Raw genomic sequence first — 19,893 nt, 5'->3', positions numbered from 1 at the left:
AGCCGCTCCGACCGTCATGTCCACTCAATCCGAGTTTCTCGATTCTCCGGTTGCATCGCGCCGCTCGATCGTCTTGCCGCGCGAAACGACACGTCGTGTGCGGATCGCTGCGCTGGCCGCGTTTGCGTGGGCCGGTAGCGCTGCGCTCACGCGATGGTGGCCGAATCTCGACGACTGGCCGTATACGCAGGAACTGCTTGTTCTGAAGCTTGTGCTGGCGGTGCTTGCTGCATCGATTGGCATTGCGGGCTGGCGCGCGGCGGTGACAGCGGCAGAACGCGCTGTCGAAGTGGACAGCAAACACGATGCACAACGCAAACGCACGTACGTCGAAACCTGGCTCGTCGCGGCACCCTGGTTGCTCGCGCTTGCGCTCGGCATCGGTGCGTGGGAAGTGGCGACCGCGAAGCTCGAATGGTTGCCGCGCCCGTTCTTCGCACCGCCGCAAGCGTTGATCGCAGTGTTCTTCGACGACTTTCCGCGCCTTGCATCGAGTGTCGCGCATTCGCTCGGGCTGCTCGCGTATGGCTATGCGATCGGCGCGGCGACCGGGTTCGTGACCGGCGTGAGCATCGGCTGGTCGCGCGCAGTTGGCTACTGGCTGCATCCGGTGCTGCGGCTGATCGGGCCGTTGCCCGCCACCGCCTGGTTGCCACTCGCCTTCTTTTTCTTTCCATCGAGCTTTAGCGCAAGCGTGTTCCTGATCGCGCTGGCCACTGCGTTTCCGGTTGCCGTGCTGACGTGGTCGGGTGTGGCCGGCGTCAACCCGGCGTATTACGACGTTGCGCGCACGCTCGGTGCACGCCCAGGTTTTCTGATCCTGAAGGTGGCGATTCCGGCGGCGTTGCCGTCGGTGTTCGTCGGGTTGTTCATGGGACTGGGTGCATCGTTTTCGGTGCTGATCGTCGCTGAAATGATGGGCGTGAAAGCGGGGCTCGGCTGGTATCTGCAATGGGCACAAGGTTGGGCCGCTTACTCGAACATGTACGCCGCGCTGCTGGTGATGGCGCTGATGTGCTCGGGTCTGATCACACTGCTGTTCCGGTTGCGCGACCGCTTGCTCGCGTGGCAAAAGGGTTTGCTCAAATGGTGACTTCCTCTTCGGCTTCCGCTTCCGTTGTGGCCAACGAAGCTGTTGCGACACGACGCGCCGGCGCGCGCATCGACGTGCGCCACGTCAGCCACCGGTTTGCGTTGCGCGGTGCGGCGCTAGACGTGCTCGACGACATCGACCTGTCCGTCGAACCGGGTGAATTCGTTGCGCTACTCGGCGCGAGCGGCTGCGGCAAATCGACCTTGCTGCGACTGGTCGCAGGGCTCGACAAGCCGACGCGCGGCAGCTTGTTCGCCGACGGCGCGCCCATCGACGGGCCCGATCCTTCGCGTGTCGTGGTGTTTCAGGACCCGACGTTGTACCCGTGGCGCACGGTGCGCGGCAACGTCGGTATCGGCCCGGAGGCGCAACGGCGCGCGCGGCGTGGCGGCAAGCGCAGTGATAACAATGATTCACGCAACGTCGACGAACGGATCGACGCCGCGCTTGAACTGGTTGGCTTGTCTGAGTTTGCCGACGCGTTTCCGCATCAGTTGTCGGGTGGCATGGCGCAGCGTGCGGCGCTCGCCCGTGCGCTCGTCAACGACCCGGCGCTACTGGTACTCGACGAGCCATTCGGCAAGCTCGATTCGTTGACGCGCATCCGCATGCAGGGAGAACTCGTGCGCTTGTGGCAGGCCGCGCGCTTCTCGGTGCTGTTCGTCACGCACGACGTCGAAGAAGCGCTCGTCGTGGCCAACCGCGTGATCGTGCTCAGCGAGCGACCGGCACGCATCCTCACCGAAGTGCGCAACGACGCGCCGTATCCGCGGCATCGCGACGATCCGAAGCTGGTGGCGTTGCGCCGGCAGGTGCTGGCGCAGCTTGGGCTGGATGCATGAGCGGCCCAAGCGTCGACAACATAGAACGCTAGACAAAGGGGAATGCAGCACCATGAATACTTTCGACGATACGACACCGATCAACTCCGAGCGCCGCGCCTGGTTGCGTAAAACTGCGTGGGCCGCGGGCGCAACCGCACTGGGCGGTGTGTCGCTGGGTCTGTCGGGACCACTCGCGTACGCGGACAACACGGCCGACAACACACTCAAGCCGCTCAAGCTGTCATGGAACGCCGGCGCGATCTGTACCGCCCCGGTACCGGTCGCGGTGAAGCAGGGTTTCTTCAAACGCCACGGCTTGCAGGTCGAGCTGATCAACTTCGCCGGTTCCACCGATCAGCTGCTCGAAGCGATCGCCACCGGCAAATCGGATGCGGGCGTCGGCATGGCGCTGCGCTGGATCAAGCCGCTCGAACAGGGTTTCGACGTCAAGCTGACCGCGGGCATTCATGGCGGCTGCATGCGGTTGCTCGCTACGCGCACGTCGGGCATCGTCGATCTGGCCGGGCTTAAGGGACGCACGGTCGGCGTCAGCGACATGGCGAGTCCCGCAAAGAATTTCTTTGCGATCACGCTGAAGAAGATCGGCATCGATCCCGACAACGACGTGCAATGGCGCCAGTATCCGGCCAATCTGTTGGGCGTTGCGTTGAAGAAGGGCGAGGTGCACGCGATCGCCGATGGCGATCCGACCATCTGGACGCTGCGCGAATCCGATCACTTGTACGAGGTGTCGAACAACCTGTGCGGCGAATATCAGAACCGCGTGTGCTGCGTGCTCGGTGTGCGTGGCACGCTGGTGCGCAAGGACCGCGCGACCGCGCAGGCGCTGACTCAAGCGTTACTTGAGGCGACTGAGTGGACAGCAAACAACCCGGCGGATGCGGCGGCGATATTCTCCGCGTATGCGCCGTCGGCGGACGTCGGGCAGCTCACGGCGATGCTGAAGAGTCATACCGACAAACATCATCCGGTCGGCGATGCGTTCAGGAAAGAGATCGCGCTCTATGCGGACGATCTGAAGACGGTCGGCGTGCTGAACAGCGGGACGGATTCAAACCGGTTTTCGGCACGGGTGTTTTCGGACGTGCTCGCTTAGCAGCAGTATCGGCTATGCAGCAGCAGTTCGCGGCAGCAACAGCGTCACCGCAAACCCCGTGTCCGCCCGCCGCATTGCCACCGACCCATGATGTTTCATCGCCGCGACGTTGACGAAGGCGAGGCCGAGCCCATAACCGTCGACGTTGCTCGCCACATGCGAAGGCAATCTGCCGAAGCGCTGCAACGCTTTCTCGTGTGCGCTTTCCGGAATGCCGGGTCCTTCGTCTTCGACGCTGATCGACCAGGTACCCTCAGATCCAGCAAGCGTGCAACGTACCTCCGATCCGGCCGGCCCGTACTTGAGCGCATTGTCGATGAGATTCGATACGGCGCGCGTCAACATCAACCGGTCGCCGACAAAAGGATGCGCCTGCGCAGGTATGTTCACAGAGATCCGCGAGTGCCTCGCCTGCGCCTTCTCCCACAACTGATCGGCGGCTACTTCAACGAGATCGCCGAGATCGAATTCTTCGACGTGCAACCATTCGGACTGCGCTCTCGCCAGATGAGCGAAGCCATCCGCGAGCGCCAGCGCCGTGCTGGCATGCGATGCGATGCGTTCGAGCAGCGCCTGCTGCGGTTCCGGTTTGCCGCGATGCGTTTCGATCAATGCGAGGATCGAAGCAAGCGGCGAGCGCGTGTCGTGCGATAGAAAGTCGAGCGCTTCATTGCGTTGAAGCGCCGCGATATACGAATTCGAGTGGTAGCGGATCCGCGCGATCAGTTCGATCGCATCGGGAAGCTTGACGAGATAGTCGCTTGCGCCGGCAACGAAGGCCGCGCTTTTGATGATCGGTTGTTCGCGCGACGACAGCACGATGACCGGAATGTGCGCCGTAGCGGGATCGGCGCGATAGCTGCGCACGACATCGAGCCCTTCGACGCCAGGCATGACCAAATCCTGCAGGATCACCGTAGGCTTGAGTTCGCGCGCGACCGAGACGGCTTCGCGGCCGTCGTAGCAGAGATGAAGCTCGATATCGCTTTCGTTTGCCAGTGCTCGCGCGACCATCTCGCCGACGATCGGTTGATCGTCGACAAGCAGCACCGACGCGGATGACGACATCAAGGTTGCGGATGGATCCATCGGCTATATACGAAAACAGTGAACGGGGCGATGTAATTTCTGTAAGCACAAACCGTTCGCTATGTTAGCGCTATTGCCAATAGCGTGTCTTTTTACGACCCTGCCGCAGATTACTCCGGCTTACGCCGTTGCCACTTCACGCGATGAGACCTGCGCATCGGCTTGCGCCACGGCCGCACGCACGAGCGGCAGTAGATCGCGCCCATATGCAAGCGCATCTTCGAGCGGATCGAAACCGCGAATCAAAAACGTCGACACACCGAGCTTGCGATATTCGAGCAGCGCATCCGTGACTTGCTGCGGCGTGCCGACAAGCGCTGTCGAATTGCCCGCGGCACGCGTCAGTGCGGCGATGCCGGTCCATAGACGCGTATCGACGATCGTACCTTTCGCGGCCTCGGCGAGTAGCCGCTGCGAGCCGATGTTCTGCGGATCTTTCGGCCGCCGCGTGAAATTCGGCGAGCGTGTGACGACTTCCTTCGCGCGTTCGAGAATCGAATCTGCACGCGCCCATGCGTCCTCTTCGTTGGCCGCGATGATCGGACGCAGCGACAGGCTGAAGCGTATATGTTTGTCGCGCCCATAAACGGCGGCCGCCGCGCGCACGCGCGCGATCGTCTCGGCCACCTGCGCAAGCGATTCGCCCCACAACGCATACACGTCGGCGTGCTTGCCCGCGATCGCTATCGCTGCATCGGACGAACCGCCGAAGTACACCGGCAGATGCGGTTGTTGTAGAGGCCGTACCTGCGACCGATGACCGACTACATGGTAGTACGTGCCGGTGTGATCGAACGGTGTGTCGCTGGTCCATGCGCGCTTGACGACGTCGAGATACTCGTCGGTGCACTGATAGCGTTCGTCGTGCGTCAGAAAATCGCCGTCGCGTTGCTGCTCGACGTCGTCGCCGCCCGAGATGATGTGCACGGCCGCGCGGCCCGCGCTGAAGTGATCGAGCGTCGCGAGCTGGCGCGCGGCGAGCGTCGGTGCAACGAAACCGGGCCGATGCGCGAGCAGGATGCCGAGACGCTTCGTTTGCTGTGCGACAAACGATGCGATCTGAAAGCCGTCCGGCGATGCGCTCGAATGCGCGATCAGCACGCGATCGAAGCCACCGTATTCATGCGCCTGCGCAACGGCCGCGATATACGGCGGATTCACTGCCGGCCCGTGCGGCAAACGGATCTCGCTCGACTCCTGGTGGCTCACGTAGCCTATGAATTCGACGCTCATCGTCTCGACTCCTGTTTCGAATGCGCCGGATTCCGGCAGCGTGTTAGCGTGCCGCGAAACCCGCGCGGCCCAGATTGCCGAGCACGGTGTCGTTCTGCGGTGTGTGAATGCGTGCGCACAGCACGTCGCGATAGTGGCGCTCGAGCGGGTTGTTGCGACTGAGGCCAGGATTGCTGCTGGCTTCCAGCGCGAGTTCGACGGCCTCGATCGCCTGGCGGCTGACCAGATACTTGATAACCGGTGCATCCGCAGAGGCGATGTCGCCGCGCGCGCCCGCATCGAGCAGCACGCGGTTGTTGAAGAGCAACGCATCGATGCGTCCGAGCGTCTGCTGGAAACTGTCGAGGCTCGACAACGGTGCGGCGAGTCCGGACGGCACGCGTGTAGCGGCCCATTGTGCGAACCAGTCACGCCCGGCGCGTGCTGCGCCATCGTAGACAGCAGGCAGCAACACGTTCATCCACACCGCGGTGAGCGGATCGAGACTGCCGATGCCGGGTCCCGGTAACTGTAGATCGACGGCTTGATCGAATGGGACGCGTACGTTTTCAAAGATCACTTCGTGGCTGCCTGTGGCGCGCATGCCGAGGTGATTCCACGGTTCGCCGAAACGGATGCCCGGTGAATCGCGATGTACAAGCCACGTGCCGACGCGCGGTGTGGCTTCGTCAGTGCGCCCCCACACGGCAAACCAGGTGAGGCCGGGACTGCCGGTCGAATAAATCTTGCGGCCGTTGAATACCCAGTGATCCTCATTCAGCGCGCCAACAGTAGCAGGCAGACCGCCACGCGATGGCGAGCCCAGTTCCGGCTCGACGCGCAACGAGTTGATCAGTGAGCCGTGTTCGACGGCGTCGCGCGCCACGCGCTCTTTCAGCGTTACGGGCCAGTTCGGATTGGCTTGCAGACGCAGGTGATACAGGTACTGCATGACGAGTATCAACGCGGTAGACGGCTCGCCGCGTGCCACCGCACGGATCACCTTGAGCGTCTGCGCGAGCGTCGCCCCACGACCGCCGAGCGCACTCGGCACCGTCAACGCAAGAAGACCGGCGCCATGCAGACGCGCGAGATTGTCGTGCGGAAACAGGGCGCCGCGGTCGAGTTCTGCGGCGCCAGCGGCGAACGTGTCGCTGAGCGTGGAGAGCCATGCATCGGCGGCTGCGCTGTCGAGGTCCGCGAGTGCGGCGTGCGCGTCGGCGTCGGGTCGCACATCGGATAGCGCGGTATCGGGGTGGCGGATGGTCATCGGTGGTTCCAGGGGCGTGCGACCGGAAGCGTCAGCACGCATCAGGGCGCATTAGTGCTTGCTAGTGATCACTAAAACCGAACTGCCGGTCGAAGCTCGGCGTCACGTTCAACGGCGCCTTGATGACGTCAGCGCGGTGGTACAGGTCGGCAGTTTTTTGCTGTTCGGCGATCAGGCTGTCGTCGATGGCAACCGGATGCAACTGTGCGCGTTGATAGACGGTCTTCAGCACGTCGGTGGGCAGGCCCGTGACCTGCGACTGCATCGCCGCAACCTCATCGGGATGCGCGAGCGCCCAGCGCTGTCCGATCGCGACGCGGTGCAGGAAGTCTTCGATCTGCGCGTGCTTGGCCTTGATCGATTCGTCAGTCGCTGCCTGGAAGCTCAAGCCCGACGACACGCCCACGCCGTTCGCAATGCTGCGGTCGTGGTCGCGCAGTTCGGCGAGGGCCACGTACGGGTCCCACGTCGACCATGCATCGACGTTACCGGTGGCGAGCGCGGCCTTCGCGTCTGCGGGCTGCATGAAGCGCAGCGAGACATCGGAGAGCTTGATGCCCGCGCGTTCGAGCGTCGCGATGGCGAGGTAGTGGCCGATCGAGCCGCGCGTCGTGGCGATGCGCTTGCCCTTTAGATCGGTGGCGCTTTTGATGGGTGAATTCTCGGGCACGACGATTGCTAAATCGACCGGCTGCGAACGCGTCGCGGCCACCGCACGCACGCGCGCGCCTGCGGCATACGCGAAGATCAGCGGCGCGTCGCCAAGACCGCCGACGTCGATCGCGCCCGCGTTCAGTGCTTCGCCAAGCGGCTGCGCAGCGGGGAAGTTGTACCACTCGATCTTGTACGGCACGTCCTTCAACTGGCCGGACGCTTCGAGCACACCGCGAGTCTGCAGTTGCTGATCGCCGACTTTGAGCACGGTTTCGGTAGCGGCATGGCTTGCCACGGGAAGCACGGAAGGCAGCACGGCGAGCAACAGGGAGGCGAGCAGAACGCGCATAGAGAACCGGTGAAGAGACAGGAGCGGACAAACAGGCAGTCCACGATACGTACGCGCCCGTTATAAGGCAAACGCATTGTTCTGCTTTCTAAATATGCAAAGACGAAATGCCGCGGATGCGTGCGCTTCTCTGGACGAACGCGCCGCGCGTACGGTACGCTCATCCGCATTGCCGCGATCCGGCCGGCTTTTTTCAACAGAGAATCGATTCAATGAAGCTCGATGACATCGAGGCGTTTGTCGCCGTCGTGCGTTGCCAGTCGCTCAACCAGGCAGCCAGTTCGCTTGAATTGACACAGCCTGCCGTGACGCGGCGTTTGCAGAACTTCGAGGAAGCGCTCGGCGTCGAGCTGCTCGATCGCAATACCAAGCCGTTGAAGCCGACGCCGATGGGGCTCGTCGTCTACGAACAGTGTCGCGCGATCGTGCGCGAGATGGACGTGCTGCGCGAACTCGTCGCAGTCGATGCACCGCTTGCCGGTGTATTGCGGCTCGGCGTTGCGCAGACGGTTGCCGACGTCGCGTTGCTTGACGCATTGCGTGAACTGAAGCTCGCGCATCCGGAATTGCAGGCGCGCATATCCACAGGGTGGGGCGCGCAGTTGCTGCAAAAACTCGATGAAGGCACGCTCGATGCGGCCGTGATGTTACTGCCGGCAAACCGGAGTTTCCCGGACACGTTGCAGGCCGACGCGCTCGGTGCGTTGAAGCTTGCCGTGGTGGCGAAGAAGGGCAGCTTGAAGCGGCGCGTGTATTCGCTGGCGGAATGTCACGCCTTCGGGTGGGTGTTGAACCCGGACGGTTGCGGGTTTCGCGCGGGGCTGCAGCATGCGCTCGCGAGTCAGGGGTTGACGGTGAAATTGAACCTCGAAACGTTCGGCACCGAGTTGCAACTGGGGCTGGTGGCCGAAGGTGTGGGGCTCGGTCTCGTGCCGCTGCCGTTGCTGCACGCAAGCCCGCACGCGGCGCAACTCGACGTGATCCAGCTGAGCGACTTCAAGCCGGAAATTGCCGTGTGGATGGTGCGCTCGCGTGCGCTCGGCAAACTGCAGGCGGCGCTTGCGGTGCTGTCGGCGAGTATCGAGCAGCGCTTCAAGGCGGCGCGGGTAGCGCGCGCCGCCTGAGTGTGTCTGCGCGGCCCGCAATCAAGGCCCGCTGTCAGATCACGAAGAACCCATGCGTGCCGTCGCGTTCGAGTTGCGCGACGAGACCGTACTCCCACTCCAGATAGGCATTCATCGCTTCGTGCGCGCTGTCGGTGCCTTCATACGGCCGCCGATAGCGATCGATGCGCGGCGACGCGAGCCGCGCGTCACCTGCCTCGAGCGGCAGGCCGGCCTGAATCCACGCTGCCGTACCGCCTGCCAGCAGATGCACCGGCTTGCCCGTGAGTGCGGCGATCTCCGGCGCCGCGAACGGCGCGAGTGCGCTGGTCGCACAGGTCACCACATAGCGTTTCGCATCGGGCAGCGCGCGCAGGTCCGCAGCGTCGCCGGCGAGTCGTGAACGTAGCATCCACCATGCGCCTGGAATATGCGCTTTCACATGGTTCGCGCTCGACGTGAAGTCGAGTACGACGGTGCCGCTCGATGGATCAGCGAGCCACGTCGCCAGCACTTCAGGCGTGACGGTCTGCGTCGCGACTGGTTGCGGCTTAGGGCCTCGCCAGGGGCCATGTTCGGTCAACGCTTCACGGCTCGCCTCGTCGACGACGTACACATCGATGTTCATCTGCGCGAGCCACGACGCCGTCATGTTCGCGCGCACGCCATCGTCGTCGAACAGCACGACGCGTGCGCCGCGTACCGGCGCGAACATCTCCGTTTCCTGCACGAGCTGGCCACCCGGTGCGCCCTGAAAACCGGGTGCGTATGCGGTTTCATATTCGGTGGGCGTGCGGACGTCGAAGCGGTACGTGGTGCGCGACGTGTCAGTGCTCCATGCCGCCGCTTCGGCGAGTGTCGTCCGGCTTACGCCTGCGCGATCGGCGAGTGCGCGTGAGGCGCGCCGGGACTGCGCGAGATCGTCGGTGGCATGGCCGGCTTGTGGTTCGAACTGGCGCGCGCTGCCATGTTCGAGCGTCTGGCCCGCGAGCGTCCAGCCGATCGTGCCGTTACGCAGCGCCGCAACCGGATTCGGCAACCCGGCATTCACCAGCGACTGCGTACCGATGATGCTGCGCGTACGCCCCGCGCAATTGACGATCACGCGCGTTGCCGGGTTCGGCGCCAGCGCGCGGGCACGCAGCACGAGTTCGGCACCCGGCACGCTGATACTGCCGGGGATGTTCATCGTTTGATATTCGTCGTAGCGCCGCGCATCGAGCACGACGACGTCTTCGCCGCTTTTCAGCAGCGCGTCGACCGCCTGTGCGGATAGCGACGGCGTATGCCGCTGCGCTTCGACGAATTCGCCGAACGCCTTGCTCGGCACATTGACGTCGCGAAACGTTTCACCGCCCGCGCGAATCCAGCCGTCGAGACCTCCGTCGAGCAACGCGACGTCGGTATAGCCGAGTTCGCTCAGACGCTGTGCGGCGCGTTCTGCATGGCCTTCGCCCGCGTCGAGCAGCACGATCGGTACGGTCCTGCGCGGCAGACGCGTCCACGCTTCGAGTTCGAGCTTCGACAGCGACAGGTTGGCAGCGAACAACGGATGACTCTGCGCATGCGGATCTTCTTCACGCACGTCGAGCAGGGCGATCTCGCGTCGGGCGAGCAGGGCTTCGCGCACGTCATGAACGGTGCGCAGCGGAAATGAACTCATGTGGCGAGGGCTTCCTTGCTGAGATTCCAGAGATTGGGCAGGGTGTCGTTCGAATAGCCGGAGACGAAGGGCTTCGGCGGCGCTCCGCCGGGCGGATACACCGAACGTCGCACGGCGCCGATATTCGCGCCGTACACGTGAATGCTGATCGACACGCGGTCGTCGTAGGCGTTGCTGACGCGGTGGATGTCGCCGAGATCGGGCGAGACTGCGTCGACGGTACCGCGTTCGAGCAGTACGTCGTCGCCGGTGGTGTGCAATACACCATGCGCGTCGCGTCGATACGACGTTGCGCGCTCGGCGCCGCGCAACACGCCGATCAAGCCCCACACCGTGTGATCGTGAACCGGTGTGTGCTGGCCCGGCCCCCAGACAAAACTGACCACCGAAAAGCGCTGCCGCGCATCGGCGTAGAGCAGGAACTGCTGATAGCGATCCGGCGATGGTTGTGCGTACGCATCGGGCAGCCAGTCGTCGACGGCGACGAGCTGGCGCAGCGCGGCCGAACCTCGTTCGATCAGCTCGGCTTCGGCGCGTGCTGTGTCGACGATTGCCGCGATTTCACCGACGAAGTGCCGCAGTTTGCCGATCGTCATCAGTCGAGCAGGTCCGGTTCGGCCTCGACGAGTCCTTCGTACAGGCTCTCGAATGAAAAGTACGCGCCGCCTGGACGGCCGACGCGTTCATGCGTAAGTGCGGCGACGTCGTGCGGGATGAGCTGCGGTTTGCCGGCCGCTTCGGCAAGAAGCTGCGTATGGCACGCGTTGTCGAGCGCGATGTACCACCAGGCCGCGGCACCGACGCTCGGGCCCGCGGTGAGGATGCCGTGGTTCTTCAGGATCACGGCTTTATTCGAGCCCAGCGCTTCGGCGATGCGAGCGCCTTCGCTGGTGTCGAGCACGACGCCCTGGAAGTCGTCGAACAGCGCATGGTCTTCGTAGAACGAGCACGAGTCCTGCGTGAGCGGATCGATCGTGCGGCCGAGCGTCGACCATGCTTTGCCGTACAGCGAATGCGTGTGCGCGGCGGCGACGATGTCGGGGCGCGCTTCGTGAATTGCCGAGTGGATCGCGAAAGCCGCCTGATTGAGCGGCCCTTCGCCGACCACGATCTCACCGTGACTGTTCACGAGCAACAGATCGGATACGCGGATTCGCGCGAAGTGCCGGCCGAGCGGATTGACCCAGAAGTGATCGGGCCATTCCGGATCGCGCGCGGTGATATGACCGGCGAGCCCCTGATCGAAACCGTAACGCGCGAACAACCGGAACGCGCCGGCGAGTCGCTCCTGGCGGTGGCGGCGTTCTGCGGCGAGTGTCGGTGCGGTGGGCACTTCGTCGAACCAGAATTTGCGGATGGGTGTGTCGCGCAGTGCGACTGCCGGAGCGAAAGCGGGCGCAGCGGAAAGCGTGGTGCTCATCGTGGGATGTCCTTGAGTTCAGGCGGCGTGGCGCACGCGCGACGTGAGTTCGCGGGTCGCGGGAATCAGCTCGCGGCCATAGTCGACAGCGTCTTCGAGCGGATCGAAACCGCGGATCAGAAACGTCGTCACGCCGAGTTCGTGATACTCGGCGAGCGTTTGCGCGACCTGGGCCGGTGTACCGACCAGTGCCGTCGAATTCGAGCGTCCGCCGATTTCTTTCGCGACCGCAGTCCACAGCCGCTCATCCGCACGCACACCCGAGCCCGATGCGGCTAGCAACCGGCGCGCGCCTTCGCTTTCGAGCGGTGCCCCCGTACCGAGCCCCTGGACTTCGCGCAGGCGCCGCGTTTCGGCGAGGATGTGTTCGGCGCGTTCCCACGCGGCGGCCTCGGTGGCAGCGAGGATCGGCCGGAACGACACCGAGAAACGCACGCTGCGGCCATGCTTCGCGGCTTCGGCACGTACGCGCGTGACCTGCTCCAGCACCTGCTGCTTCGATTCGCCCCACAGCGCGTAGACGTCCGCGTGCTTGCCCGCTACTTCGAGCGCGGGCGCGGATGCACCGCCGAAATAGATCGGCACGTAAGGTGTCTGCTTCGGCTTGATCTCGGAGAACGCTTTCTCGAAGCGATAAAAACGGCCTTCGTGATCGAACGGTGCTGTTTCGGTCCACACGCGCCGCAGGATCTGCAGATACTCGTCGGTGCGCGCATAGCGCTCATCGTGCGCGAGGAAGTCGCCGTCGCGCCGCTGCTCGGTGTCGCTGCCACCGGAGATGAAGTGCACCGCGAGCCGGCCGCCAGATAGCTGGTCGAGCGTCGCGAGTTGCCGCGCGGCCAGCGTCGGCGCGACGAAGCCGGGCCGGTGCGCGAGCATGAAATGCACCCGCGAGGTGACGCTCGCCGCATACGCGACCGTGAGCATCGCGTCCGGGCTCGTCGAATGGTAGGGCACGAGAATGCGGTCGAATCCGGCCGCTTCGTGGGCCTGGGCGAACTCGCGCAGGTAATCGATGTCGAGGGCGGGGCCTTGCGCCAGATGGGTTTCCGAGACTTTTTGCGGCTGGATCATGCCGATGAATTCGACGCTCACGCTGGCTCCTTGTCTGCGCGCCGACGCCGTGTGGCGCCGTACGGATAGCAACAGGCAGCGTGCTGCGAGCGAAGCGCCGAGCACCTGCCGACTGCCTCGCAGGTTAACACCGGGCCATGCAAAGCTTAAATATTAAATGCCGATAAACATATCGGTTGCGCATGTTTGTGACAGGGCGTCGGGTGAGCCTGCACGCAGGTTCGGCTAGGTCTTTGCCGGGGCCGGGCCCCGGCTGCCGCGCGCAATTTCATCGCCCGCATCGTGCGCGAGCCGGCGCGTGACCGGGATCGAGGCGAACGAGCACAGCCCGACGACGAGGAACGCCGGCCAGAAGTCCGACCACGTGATGGCCGGATGCCCGTGCAGCGAGCGTGTGATCTGCAGCACGATCCCGCCGATCGTCACGCCGAGGCCGAGCGAAATCTGCTGCACGACGCTGCCGAGGCTGGTGGCGCGACCGACGTCGCGGCTCTCGATCTGCGCATAGGTCATCGAGTTCAGGCTGGTGAACTGCAACGCCGGGAAGAAACCACCCAGCAGCACGACGACCCAGATGATCCAGGTGGGCGTGCCCGGTACGAACGCGCCGCATGCGGCAATCGCGATACCGGAGAACGCCGCGTTGTACATCAGCACGGTGCGAAAGCCGAAGCGGCGCAGCGTGGTGGTGGCGAGCGTACGCATGAACATGCCGCCGAACGCCGATGCGCAGGTAATCAGCCCCGACTTGAACGCGCTCATGCCAAGCCCTTCCTGCAAGATGAGCGGCAGCAGGAACGGCACCGCACCGAGGCCGATACGAAACAGCGATCCGCCTAACACGCTTGCCTGAAAGGTCGGCACGCGGAAAAAACGCAGGTCGAGCAGCGGTAACGTCGCGCGGCGGGCGTGCAGAACGTACAGGCCGAGCATCACGGCGCCGAGCACCGTCATCTCCGTGGCGGTCGCGCCGGACGCGAGTTCGCTGCCCACCAGCGAAAGCCCCAGCAGGAACAGCGATGCGCCACCGGCCGACAAAACGAAGCCGGTCCAGTCGAGCGGCCCGGGGTGCGGCTCGCGCGTGTTCTTGATGTGCTTGTTGGTCAGGTAGATGCCGAGAATACCGATCGGGATGTTGATGAAGAAGATCAGGCGCCAGTGCAGGTAAGTCGTAATGAAACCGCCCAGCAGCGGACCGGCCGCGGGCCCGAGCATGGCGGGCAGGCTCAGGTAGTTCATCGCGCGGACGAACTCCGATCGATCGACGACGCGAAAGATGATGATCCGCCCGACCGGCACCATCATGGCGCCGCCCACGCCTTGTACGAAGCGCGCAAGCGTGAAGGTGAAGAGCGAAGTGGAGGCTGCGCACAGCAGCGAACCGGCAACGAAGATACCGATCGCCGTGCGGAACACCGTGCGGGCACCGAAGCGGTCCGCGAGCCAGCCGCACACGGGAATGAACACGCCGAGCCCCAGCACGTAACTGGTCACGGCGATTTTCAGCGTGACGGGATCGCGTCCGAATGCGCGCGCCATTTCGGGCAACGCGGTGACGATCACGTTGGCGTCCACGCTCTCCATGAACATTGCACACGCAACGATCATGGGGGCAATGAAAGCCTTCGGAACAAGCGACATGGACAGCGTGGGGTGGTGAGACAGGGGTGAGCGCGAGTCGTGATTATTGCATCGATGCGCGGGTTTGCGCAGATGTTATTCGCGCGGTTCGCCGAATAATCGCAATGCGATCTGTGCAGCTTCGTCATGATCGGGAGACACATCCCCATCGCACGCCCAGGCGACGAAGCCATCGGGTCGCACGAGCACCGCGCTCAAGCCGAGCCGATTCTTGACGTCACTTCCAACGTACGTGATCCGGTCGCGCCAGCGGTTTGCCAGTGCCTCAAGCGCTGGGCGAGCGTCGAAGTCGAGAAGCAGGCCTCTTCCATTTGCGAGCAGCTCGCCGAGCTTTGCTCCATCGAGCAACTCGAAATCGGGAGCGCTGCGGCCCACCAGCGCGTGGTTGCCGCCCAGATCGTAGCGAAGCGAAACGCCCCACACGCGCTCGGCGAAGTAGGTGGCGCCATCGCGTGTGTCGATGAGATCGCGGACGATCGCTTCGAGTGCGCGCGAACTCCGGCTGGGCCGCATGAGCGCAACCTGGGCGCGCGACCAGTCGAGTACCTGCGCGCCTACCGGATGCCGCTCGCTTGCATAGCTGTCGAGCAGGTCGTCCGGCGCGTCGCCACGAACGGTAGCGGCAAGTTTCCAGCCAAGGTTCATCGCGTCGCCGAGCCCGAGATTGAGTCCCTGGCCGCCTAACGGGGAATGGATGTGGGCGGCGTCGCCGGCGAGCAGCACGCGCCCATTGCGGTACGCCGTTGCCTGATAGGTGCGATCGGTCCAGGTCGTGGCAAGGTGCAGGGCCGTCAACGTGACGTCGGTGCCGGAGATATGACGCAACACCGTCTGTACATGATCGAGCGTGATCGGCTCGGTTCGATGAAACGCGCCGCCATCGAATGCGACCATCGCGATGATGCCGGGCTGCGACTGAAAATACATGCCCGTCGGCGTGTAGTGGCGGCCCAGGCTCAGCTTGTCCGGATCGGCCAGCTCGACTTGAACGGAATAGCCGGTGAACTCTGGGTCCGTGCCCACGAACTCGAAGCCACCCACCTTGCGCACGACGCTGCGGCCGCCATCGCAACCGACCAGCCAGCGCGCGCGAAAAGTCTCGCCGCCCGCGCGAACAGTCACTTGTTCGTCTGTCTGATCGAAGCCTTCGACGCCGAAACCACGTCTGATCTCGACGCCTGTCGACGCTGCGCGAGCAGCGAGCGCGGATTCGATGCGCTCCATATCGGCGGCCATGTTGGTGTCGGCGGGACTGGGCAGGCGATACGCCCACTTCGACGTATCGATGTTGTCGAAGTCGAACGGGATGCCGGCGAAGTGGCCAGCCTGGCGACGCGCCGGTTGCGCGCGTTGCGGCATCGCGATGTCGTTCAGCAGGCCGCGACGGTAGAAGGCTTCGATGGTCGGCACCGACAGGCCGCGCATGCCGAACGGCAGGCGCTTCAATGGGGAGTCGGGGTTCGCGGCCTGCTCCAGCACCAGCACCGAGAGGCCCGCGAGGCGCAGCTCGCACGCGAGAAACAGGCCGACCGGGCCGGCGCCGGCGATTACAACGTCATGGATCAAGTTGATTTCCTTGTTCGCTCTGGTGACCGTCTATCGGAATCGGAGTCAGTGGTTCGTCAAATCGGGGTTACGCTTTCTGCCCACCGCCACCACCGCAGCAGTGGATTATCCGCTCGTGCATTTGCCTGCGCGAGATCAACCCGAGGATGGGCGCACCGTAGGGAGGTCGCGGAAGTACGATCGCAACGCCTCGACGGCGGCCCGTACCTTTGCCGGCTGGCCATCCTTGCGCGGTGTCACCAGTGTTACGGGGCGAGTCGGCAGTGCCCACTTCGGCAAGATGTGAACCAGATGGTGGTGCTTGAGCGAGCTCAGCACCTCGATATACGAAAGACATGCTATCCCCAGCCCCTCTTCGCACATCTGTTGAACCGCGGGTTGAGTCGTACTGATCACGCGCACGCTAACCTGCACCGTCTGTTTCGTCCGCCTCTCACCGACGAGCGTCATGGGTATGACTGGCGCCGCGCCATCGGAAGAACTGACGGAGCGGGCAGCCTCAACCTGCATCTCGAGGGTTATCCATTGATGGTCGCTTAACTCCTGCGGATTCTTCGGCGTGCCGTTGCGCGCCAGATAAGCAGGAGATGCGCACAAGATCGTTTCGAGTTCACAGAGCTTCTGGGCAGTCCAGTCGGAGTCGGCCATGTTGCCGATCCGGATCGCGAGGTCGACGCGTGCGTCGATCAGATCGACCATATCGTCACTCGCCAATAGGCGCAGGCGAAGCTGCGGCCAGGTGGAAAGGACCGACGCTAGCGCCGGCGCGATGTACGGTCCAAGGCCCAATGGCGCGGCAATGCGCAACTCCCCGGTTGGTGCGTCGCGAGCCTCGCTCAGTGAATCGCTTGCCGCTTTCCACGACGCCATCAGTTGCAGGCAGTGCGCATAACACTGCTTGCCGTCTTCGGTGAGCGTCAGCTTGCGCGTGGAACGATGCAGCAGCGTGACGCCTGCCTGCTGTTCCAGTGCCTTGATGGTCTGGCTGACCGCCGAAGGCGTCATCCCCAGCCGTATCGCCGCCGCGCTCATCGAACCGTGCGAGACCGTCTCCGCGAAGACCACCAGTTGGCGTAGATCGTTCATTTTGAAGTCAGGCTTAAAAGAGATCGTAGTTTGCAGTGTATTTTAAAGTCGAAGATCGATCGGTAGCATGGTCTTTTTTCATCTCTACTTGTGAGGAAGACCATGAAAGTTGTATTGATTGGCTCGTCGGGCTTTGTCGGCAAACACGTGCAGAAGGAGTTGCTGCAGCGTGGGCATGAGGTCACGGTGATGGTTCGAAAGAGCGCGGGGATTGCGCCGCAGCAGGGCCTCGATGTCGTGACCGGCGACGCTTACTCATCGGAGTCGGTGGCGAACGCCGTGCGCGGCCACGATGCCGTCGTGTCGGCGTTCAACCCTGGCTGGAACGATACGGAACTGTTCGATAACTTCCTGCGTGGGCACGACGCGATTGTTCGTGGCGTGGAAGCGAGCGGGGTACGGCGTCTTGTGATTGTCGGTGGCGCTGGTAGTCTTTTTGTCGCGCCCGGTGTCCAGCTCGTCGACACCGAGGACTTCATCGCACATGTCCCGCCGAACATCCAGCCTGGCGCGAGAGCGGCACGCGACGCGCTAAATACGATGCGCAGTAACACCACGCTCGACTGGACGTTCGTGAGCCCGCCGGCATTTCTCGAAGAAGGCGAGCGCACGGGTGCCTATCGTCTTGGCGCAGAGAACCTGCTAATGGACGGCGACAAGCCGGCCGGTATTTCGGTAGCCGACCTCGCCGTGGCGATCGTCGATGAGCTTGAGACGCCTCGCTATATCAAGGCGCGATTTACGGCTGCGCGCGAGGCGTGAGTTGAGTGACGCGTTCACTGGGGACTGGAAATCTGCAAAGCACGGTGAGGGTATACAACACGTCTGGTGTGCTGGATATCCCACCCGCCTGCGTACATATGTTCCGCACCTGGGACCACATTGCGAGGGCGGGGTGGCTCGCAACGGTTGAGTCGCCCTCGAGACGCCAGAACCACTGCGACGGGGATTTCTGGCAATAGCCAGCGACGCCCCCCAGTAGACTGCCGGGGGGGAATATCAGCGATGCCACCTTGGCGGACGAGGTCGTACACGCAGCGGGTCCCTTGGGACTCCCCTGTGCCCATGCTGGGTGTCCCGCCGTCAATCCCAGCACCAGTGCCAAGGTGAGGACTGGAATGCCAGACAGGGATAGCGCGCGTCTGAACGCGTCGGGCTGGCTGATGTGCGTGTTCATGTTTTAACTCCTCGCTTTGTGCTCATGGAGTAATCGTGGCGTTTTAACGGGCAACGGGCAGGCGGATGGGCAGACGCCAGTTCAGTACTGGGTAATCGCCATAGGGGCCCGGCATGGCGCGAGGCGGGCGACGGCGCATCTGCTGTAAATCGTGCGCTGCCCGCCTGGTGTCACCAGAAATATTTGCGCCTGGCTCGGAAGCTGGTCACCGAAATCATCTGTCACAAGGACGTTTCCGCTACCGTCGGTGGTCGGCGCAATTCCGCTTGGCGTGATTCCCTCGGGCCCCTGCGACCTAACGCCGAAATCGCTGATCAGCGTGCGGACACCGCTGCTGGAGATACGCCACAACGCGCCCTGACTATTGGTGCCACCGAGATTGTCCGTCACCAGGATCGAGGTGCCCAGCACGGTGGGGACTACGGCGATGGCCTGCGCTCCAGGGATCGGTAGTCCCTGCGTGCTGTCACTAAAGTCGCTGAGATAGGTGCGATTGCCGAGGAAGTCCACGGTAAAGATCGCCCCCACACGCCCAAGGCCCGCATCGTTATCCAGCACGACGAGTCCCCCACTCGCGCCGAACACGCTCAACACCCCGGGTGGTACGGCAGCGATGGCAATGGGATTCACGCCTAACGCGCCTTGCGAGCCGTTGCCGAAATCGCTCACATAGATTCGATTCCCGCTAACGGGATCGACCGCGAAGATGGCACCGTTGTGGCCCGTGCCGGAGTTCCTGTCGGCGACATAGAGTGTGCCGCCCTGCCCGGATGGTCCACTGACGTATGCGACGCCTACCGGGTTTTCTCCGAGACCCTGCCAGCCGTTACCGAAGTCGCTCAGGAGCGTGCGCTGCCCGTTGCTGGGGTTGACCAGAAACAGGGCTCCCGCTCCGTTGCTGCCCGCAAATGCATCCGTGACTGCCACGCTGCCGCCACCTTCACCCGGCGGCCCGGACGGCACCCAGGCCGTGCCGCCGAGATTGCCACTGCCAATCGGGCCCTGGGCGGGGTTGCCGAAATCGCTGAACGCGGTGAGTGTTCCACTGGGATTGATCATCAGGAGCTCGCCCCCAAGGATGGGCACGTTCACGTTATCCGGCTGACCTGGATCGGTCTGAAGGCTGGAGACCTGGGTTCCCAGCCCATTGTCAACCACCACGGTGGTCTGGGCCTGCACAGCGGCGGCACCTGATAGTCCGAGTGCGACGAGAACCATCCACAGTAATGTGCGTTGCGGTTGCATACGATGTCTCCTGTGCGAATGAAAGGAGCCGTTGAGGAAAGATCCTGGTCGTCGGGCCAGGCGGCCTCGTCGAGGTGCAGACTGATGCGAGTGAGCTGAGACTTGTGAGCGCCGCATATCGGTTCGCGCGGTGCGTTCTTTCGTGTATCGCTACGCAAAGCGGAGCCGTCCGCTTATCGCGCATGCACGCGAGCGGAAAAAGAAAAGGCGAACTGATTCGGGTTTTGAGGCAGGTGGCTAGAAACAAGTCTAGGATAGGTCTGATGATTTACAAGAGACAAAATCGGTAGAGCGGAACGCTTGCTTTCGC

Annotated in this window: 17 protein-coding genes; 5 read left to right on the top strand and 12 right to left on the bottom strand. The window is 63.5% G+C overall.

Annotated features, from left to right (window positions below; all coding sequences use genetic code 11):
- The first annotated feature begins 16 nt into the window (after positions 1-16).
- From M0D65_RS01940 to M0D65_RS01930, 3 genes are read left to right on the top strand one after another with little or no spacing between them, the layout of a single operon-like run.
- Positions 17-1,093, top strand: coding sequence for an ABC transporter permease (locus tag M0D65_RS01940; RefSeq protein ID WP_266250758.1), 1,077 nt, complete (start codon positions 17-19; stop codon positions 1,091-1,093).
- Entirely contained in the window at positions 1,087-1,935 is an 849-nt protein-coding gene (locus M0D65_RS01935) for an ABC transporter ATP-binding protein (RefSeq protein WP_266250756.1), read from the top strand. Before M0D65_RS01940 ends, M0D65_RS01935 begins: the two co-directional genes overlap by 7 nt.
- A 52-nt stretch (positions 1,936-1,987) precedes the next feature.
- Positions 1,988-3,034: an ABC transporter substrate-binding protein gene (locus M0D65_RS01930; protein ID WP_266250754.1), complete on the top strand. Its 1,047-nt coding sequence runs from the start codon at positions 1,988-1,990 to the stop codon at positions 3,032-3,034.
- A 12-nt stretch (positions 3,035-3,046) separates the two neighbouring features.
- Here M0D65_RS01930 and M0D65_RS01925 read toward each other — a convergent pair whose 3' ends face one another.
- The 4 genes from M0D65_RS01925 to M0D65_RS01910 all read right to left on the bottom strand — a co-directional run bounded on the left by M0D65_RS01925 (position 3,047) and on the right by M0D65_RS01910 (position 7,608).
- Complete coding sequence (locus tag M0D65_RS01925; protein WP_266250752.1) at positions 3,047-4,123, bottom strand: hybrid sensor histidine kinase/response regulator; 1,077 nt, start codon at positions 4,121-4,123, stop codon at positions 3,047-3,049.
- Between the two features lie 120 nt (positions 4,124-4,243).
- Positions 4,244-5,356, bottom strand: coding sequence for an LLM class flavin-dependent oxidoreductase (locus tag M0D65_RS01920; RefSeq protein WP_266250750.1), 1,113 nt, complete (start codon positions 5,354-5,356; stop codon positions 4,244-4,246).
- Positions 5,357-5,399: 43 nt separating this feature from the next.
- The gene (locus tag M0D65_RS01915; RefSeq protein WP_266250748.1) at positions 5,400-6,605 is read right to left on the bottom strand and encodes an acyl-CoA dehydrogenase family protein; all 1,206 of its coding nucleotides are present in this window, start codon (positions 6,603-6,605) and stop codon (positions 5,400-5,402) included.
- Between the two features lie 61 nt (positions 6,606-6,666).
- Positions 6,667-7,608 carry an ABC transporter substrate-binding protein gene (locus tag M0D65_RS01910; RefSeq protein ID WP_266250746.1) on the bottom strand — a complete coding sequence of 314 codons (942 nt, stop codon included), beginning with the start codon at positions 7,606-7,608 and terminating at the stop codon, positions 6,667-6,669.
- Positions 7,609-7,820: 212 nt separating this feature from the next.
- Here M0D65_RS01910 and M0D65_RS01905 point away from each other — a divergent pair, with 212 nt between their 5' ends.
- Entirely contained in the window at positions 7,821-8,732 is a 912-nt protein-coding gene (locus tag M0D65_RS01905; protein ID WP_266250744.1) for a LysR family transcriptional regulator, read from the top strand.
- A 34-nt stretch (positions 8,733-8,766) separates the two neighbouring features.
- On the opposite strand, the gene M0D65_RS01900 is transcribed toward M0D65_RS01905, so the two are convergent.
- From M0D65_RS01900 to M0D65_RS01870, 7 genes are all read right to left on the bottom strand, one after another.
- Positions 8,767-10,374, bottom strand: a complete 1,608-nt coding sequence (locus M0D65_RS01900) for a rhodanese-related sulfurtransferase (protein ID WP_266250742.1) — start codon at positions 10,372-10,374, stop codon at positions 8,767-8,769.
- Positions 10,371-10,970 (bottom strand): cysteine dioxygenase, encoded by a 600-nt coding sequence (locus M0D65_RS01895; protein ID WP_266250740.1) that lies wholly within the window; start codon positions 10,968-10,970, stop codon positions 10,371-10,373. The genes M0D65_RS01900 and M0D65_RS01895 overlap by 4 nt, the downstream gene beginning before the upstream one ends.
- A complete protein-coding gene (locus M0D65_RS01890; protein WP_266250738.1) occupies positions 10,970-11,794 on the bottom strand; it encodes a class II aldolase/adducin family protein in 825 nt (274 codons plus the stop codon). The genes M0D65_RS01895 and M0D65_RS01890 overlap by 1 nt, the downstream gene beginning before the upstream one ends.
- A gap of 18 nt (positions 11,795-11,812) precedes the next feature.
- The gene (locus M0D65_RS01885; protein WP_266250736.1) at positions 11,813-12,889 is read right to left on the bottom strand and encodes an LLM class flavin-dependent oxidoreductase; all 1,077 of its coding nucleotides are present in this window, start codon (positions 12,887-12,889) and stop codon (positions 11,813-11,815) included.
- 204 nt (positions 12,890-13,093) lie between these two features.
- On the bottom strand, positions 13,094-14,509 hold the full coding sequence (locus tag M0D65_RS01880; RefSeq protein ID WP_091010250.1) for an MFS transporter: 1,416 nt from the start codon (positions 14,507-14,509) through the stop codon (positions 13,094-13,096).
- 75 nt (positions 14,510-14,584) lie between these two features.
- The gene (locus tag M0D65_RS01875; RefSeq protein ID WP_266250734.1) at positions 14,585-16,075 is read right to left on the bottom strand and encodes an FAD-dependent monooxygenase; all 1,491 of its coding nucleotides are present in this window, start codon (positions 16,073-16,075) and stop codon (positions 14,585-14,587) included.
- 135 nt (positions 16,076-16,210) lie between these two features.
- Positions 16,211-17,161 carry a LysR family transcriptional regulator gene (locus M0D65_RS01870; RefSeq protein ID WP_266250732.1) on the bottom strand — a complete coding sequence of 317 codons (951 nt, stop codon included), beginning with the start codon at positions 17,159-17,161 and terminating at the stop codon, positions 16,211-16,213.
- A gap of 102 nt (positions 17,162-17,263) precedes the next feature.
- Here M0D65_RS01870 and M0D65_RS01865 point away from each other — a divergent pair, with 102 nt between their 5' ends.
- The gene (locus tag M0D65_RS01865; RefSeq protein WP_266250730.1) at positions 17,264-17,923 is read left to right on the top strand and encodes an NAD(P)-dependent oxidoreductase; all 660 of its coding nucleotides are present in this window, start codon (positions 17,264-17,266) and stop codon (positions 17,921-17,923) included.
- 496 nt (positions 17,924-18,419) lie between these two features.
- On the opposite strand, the gene M0D65_RS01860 is transcribed toward M0D65_RS01865, so the two are convergent.
- Positions 18,420-19,583 (bottom strand): hypothetical protein, encoded by a 1,164-nt coding sequence (locus tag M0D65_RS01860; protein WP_266250728.1) that lies wholly within the window; start codon positions 19,581-19,583, stop codon positions 18,420-18,422.
- Positions 19,584-19,893 lie beyond the last annotated feature (310 nt).

It is taken from the genome of Paraburkholderia sp. CHISQ3 (assembly GCF_030464945.1).
GTDB classification, from domain to species: Bacteria; Pseudomonadota; Gammaproteobacteria; order Burkholderiales; family Burkholderiaceae; genus Paraburkholderia; species Paraburkholderia megapolitana.
Note: the sequence above shows the minus strand (reverse complement) of the source record. Positions and strands in the feature narration are given on the sequence as shown.